The following is a 3,658-nucleotide window of genomic DNA, read 5'->3' on the forward strand; positions in this document are numbered from 1 at the left end:
CAGCTGATGACGGACAAGGCGACGCCGCGAAGTCTGATCATCATTGACGAATTGGGCCGGGGGACCTCGACAAGCGAGGGAATGGCCATCGCCCAGGCGGTTATTGAATATGTACATCACCATATCGGCTGCAAGGCGCTTGTGTCGACGCATTTTCACGAGCTGGCCCATCTGGAGGACAGCCTGAACGGACTGCGCAATTATTCCATGGCGGTGCAGGAGAGCGGCGATAAGGTGAATTTCCTGCGCAAGCTGATCCCCGGCGCGGCGGACAGCAGCTACGGCATCTACTGCGCCCGTCTTGCGGGGCTGCCCGGCAGCATCATCGACCGCGCTTACGGACTGCTCCAGCATATTGAGCATGCTTCTTCGGTCAATGCTCCTGCCGATTCTGACTCCCTGTCCGGGGTTCGCGGCGGCGAGTCGTCGTCCGCCGCTTCCAAGGCCGCAGCCGTAGACACCGGAGAAACCGTTAGCGCGGCCGAAGCGGCCCTTGAAACCGTTCCTGGAACGGTTGCCGAATCCGGGGTTTACTCCGCAGCCCGTTCCGTAAGAAACGGTTCTTCTCTCCCTCAAGCGAATCCGGATGCTTCCGAGGCCGCCCGCCGGGAGACGGCGGCGCACTTGGCTGACCGCATGGAGGGCGGCGTCGTTCAGCTCTCCATCTTCGGAGATGAAGAGCCCCGGCGCGGCCGCAAGGGGGCAAGTCAACGCGATCATTCGTTGGCCGACGATATTATGGCGGCGGTTGGCGGAGCGGATCTGATGAATATGACGCCGCTGCAGGCGATGCAATTACTGAACGACTTGAAGATGAAGATCAAAGTGAAATAGAGCTTTAAGGAATCGGAGGTGAACGCAAATGGCCAGAATCCATGTGCTGGATGAGCATATTGCCAACCAGATTGCCGCCGGGGAGGTTGTGGAGCGGCCGGCTTCGGTAGTGAAGGAGCTTGTGGAGAACGCCATCGACGCGGGCAGCACCCGGATCGAAGTTGCGGTGGAGGAAGGCGGGCTTGCGAGCATCCGGGTCAAGGATAACGGCTCGGGCATTGAGGCGGAGGATTGCGAGACCGCCTTTTACCGCCACGCCACAAGCAAAATTGCGAATGGCCGCGATTTGTTTCAAATTACCAGTCTCGGCTTCCGGGGAGAGGCGCTGCCCAGTATCGCCGCCGTGTCTAAAGTTTCCCTGCTGACGTCAAGCTCGGATGACGGAAAGGGGCGGCTGCTGGAGATTGAGGGCGGCAAATTGACGGTGCATGAGGATGCCGCCCGCAGCCGGGGGACGGAGCTGAATGTCAGGGAGTTGTTTTACAATACTCCGGCAAGATTGAAATACATGAAGAGCATTCAGACCGAGCTGGGCCATATCTCCGATGCCATGTACCGGATGGCGCTCGCCCATCCCGGCATTTCCTTTACCCTGCATCATAACGGCAACCAGTTGCTGCATACGCTGGGCAACGGCGATCTGCTGCAGGTCATCGCCGCCGTGTACGGCACATCGGCCGCGAAAGCGATGCTGCCTGTACAGGCCGAAGATCCGGATTACCGGATCTCAGGGTTTGTCAGCCGCCCGGAATGGACCCGGTCCAACCGCAACGCGGTCACGACGATAGTCGGCGGGCGTTATATCCGCAGCAATGGGCTGAACGCGGCCATTATGCGCGCGTACCATACGCTGCTTCCGATCAACCGCTATCCGCTGCTTGTGCTGAAGCTGGACATGCATCCCTCGCTGGTGGATGTCAATGTTCATCCGGCGAAATTGGAGGTGCGGTTCAGCAAGGAGACCGAGCTGTATCAGTTCGTGGAGAGGGAAATCCGCAAGATCCTGCTTGGCGAGAATTTGATACCGCGCCCCGGAAGGGAAACGATCGGGGCCAAAGGCAGCACCTCCTTCATTCAGGAGCAGTTTGCCTTCCCGAAGGCTGCGCCGAGTGCTGCGGATGCGGGAGGCCTGACAGGCAACCGGGAAGGGCGAACCGTTCCCGAAGGCAGCCCAGGACAAGGTGACGCGAAGGGCGGCCAGAGTCCATATCCCGTCATTGGAAGCGGGTCCGATGAAGCTGGCGCACTGCTTCCACGGGGAGGTTCGCCATCCGCTGTCAATGAGGCGTCCGCTTCCCGCAAGCCGCGCGTGGAAGGACGGGATACGGCATATCCCGGGGGATCGGCTCCGCAGCCTGAGCTGCGCGACGGCGGGGGATACGCTGGATACAGCGCCGATTCCAGGAAGGCTTCCCGCCCGGTCCAGACCTTGCCGGGAACCGAAGAGCTGTGGGCGCCTGCCGGGAGCGAAGGAACGGGCCTGCCGCCGTTCCCCGAGCTGACCTATATCGGCCAGCATCACGGCACGTATATTATCGCGCAGAACGATGAAGGGCTGTATTTAATCGACCAGCACGCCGCCCATGAGCGCATCAATTACGAATATTACTACGAGAAATTCGGCCGCCCGGCGGAAGCCTCGCAGGAGCTGCTGCTGCCGATTACGCTCGAATTTACACCGGCGGAGAGCAAGCTGCTTGGAGAGCGCCTGCAATGGTTCGAGCAGGCCGGTGTCTTCCTGGAGCCATTCGGCGGCCAGACGTTTCTCGTGCGTTCGCACCCGTACTGGTTCCCGAAAGGGGAAGAGAAGGAGATTATTGAGGAGATGGCGGAGTGGGTGCTGGGCGAGAAGAGCATTGATCTCGCCAAGCTTCGGGAAGCATCGGCGATTCTATGCTCCTGCAAGGCGTCGATCAAGGCGAACCAGAAGCTGACGGAGGAGGAAGTGGAGAGTCTGCTTTCCCGGCTGTCGGCCTGCCGGCAGCCTTATACCTGCCCGCATGGAAGACCGATTGTCATTTCTTTTTCGGCCTACGATCTGGAGAAGCTCTTCAAAAGGGTAATGTGATAAATAATGAATGTGATTAACTTAAATACGCAGATTAAGTATACGGAGGCAGCATGATTATAACTACGGGCGATCGCCCGCTAACCGAGGTTGCCGCGCGTGCGGAGAGGCTGGCGGAACGCCTCGGTGTTCCGTACGCGCCGCGCGGCAACCAGTCAATAACCAAGCTTTTCTCCCGGTATGAAGGCGAGATTCTCGTCGTGCTGCTGGAGGGAACAAGACTGCTGCGGCCGGGCCGCCCGCAGCTTCAGTTTCATCCCAGCATGGGATTTGTCCGCGCCAAGCGGGTATTGAAGGGTGAAGGCGACCCGATGCTGGAAGCGGCGGGAATGGCTCCCGGGGACAGCGTGCTGGACTGCACGGCGGGGCTTGGCTCCGACGCGCTGCTGTTCGCGGTGCGCGGAGGCGAGCGGTCCCGCGTTACCGCGCTGGAGAGCTCCCTGCCGCTCTACGCCCTGCTTGCGGAAGGAATGGCCAGTTACGCTTCCGGAATCGGGGAGGTGGACGCCGCGCTGCGCCGGATCAACGTCGTTCACAGCGACCATCGGAGCTATCTGGCGAGCTTGCCAGGCGACAGCGTGGACATCGTCTATTTCGATCCGATGTTCCGCGAGCCTCTGGAGGATTCGGCGGCGATCTCTCCGCTTCGCGCATACGCCAACAGCGATTCGCTGGCTCCAGGCAGCGTACACGAAGCCGTTCGGGTGGCCCGCAAAGCGGTGGTGCTGAAAGAGAAACGGGGCAGCGGCGAGGTCA

General features: G+C 60.5%; 3 protein-coding genes. All 3 read left to right on the top strand.

The features are described 5' to 3' along the window. On the top strand, positions 1-834 hold an 834-nt coding region (locus tag L692_RS28255), incomplete at its 5' end, for a MutS-related protein (RefSeq protein ID WP_036722945.1). A 28-nt stretch (positions 835-862) separates the two neighbouring features. After that, entirely contained in the window at positions 863-2,902 is a 2,040-nt protein-coding gene (gene mutL / locus L692_RS0109260) for a DNA mismatch repair endonuclease MutL (RefSeq protein ID WP_025699228.1), read from the top strand. Between the two features lie 53 nt (positions 2,903-2,955). Then, positions 2,956-3,658: class I SAM-dependent methyltransferase (locus L692_RS0109265; protein ID WP_025699230.1), on the top strand; the 703-nt coding region annotated here is incomplete at its 3' end.

Source organism: Paenibacillus forsythiae T98 (genome assembly GCF_000520735.1).
GTDB lineage: Bacteria > Bacillota > Bacilli > Paenibacillales > Paenibacillaceae > Paenibacillus_AQ > Paenibacillus_AQ forsythiae.

Excerpts from the sequence above, each read along its gene's own strand:
- mutL (WP_025699228.1), top strand. The coding sequence starts at position 863 with ATGGCCAGAATCCATGTGCTGGATGAGCATATTGCCAACCAGATTGCC.